Source organism: Bartonella sp. AA97HXZ (assembly GCF_042196985.1).
Lineage (GTDB): Bacteria > Pseudomonadota > Alphaproteobacteria > Rhizobiales > Rhizobiaceae > Bartonella.
Map to the genome: position 1 here is coordinate 1 of NZ_JBHIRC010000118.1, position 520 is coordinate 520.

A 520-nucleotide genomic window follows, 5' to 3' on the forward strand; every position below is an offset into this window, starting at 1 on the left:
TGTATGGCAAAATATATGAGAGACAATAAACTTGAAGCCTGCCCGCATGGTTTTCGTTCTAGTTTACGCAATTGGCTCGCTGAAACAACCGATGCTCCCTATGAGGTTGCTGAAACTATTCTAAGTCATACAGTTGGCGGCAAAGTAGAGCGTGCCTATCGTCGCACTGACTATCTAGAACAGCGCCGTGTCTATATGGATAAATGGGCGGCATATGTCACTGGTCAATCTTAAGATATGGGGTGCATAACCCCATGATCTGTGGATAACTTTAGCTCTCTTTTCTCTCTCATTCTTTCTCAATAAGAGTCATAAATTATCACATAAAAAATTGTATGATAAAATATTGTTTTCTATAAATAAAACATCTTTCTAAATGAACCAAAATGTGGTTAATAAATGGTTATGATGTGTTACCATTTTTTGATAGAAAGGATTTTAGTATGACAGAAAATGCTATTCTTTTAACAGACCGTGAAAGTGCAAAATTGCTTCATATGAGTGTCTCAACTTTCCGCCG

General features: G+C 37.1%; 2 pseudogenes. Both read left to right on the forward strand.

The features are described from left to right. Positions 1-234 (forward strand): annotated as a pseudogene (locus ACFINE_RS10000) (integrase); the annotation flags it as partial. 209 nt (positions 235-443) lie between these two features. Further along, positions 444-520: pseudogene (locus ACFINE_RS10005) on the forward strand (DNA-binding protein); the annotation flags it as partial.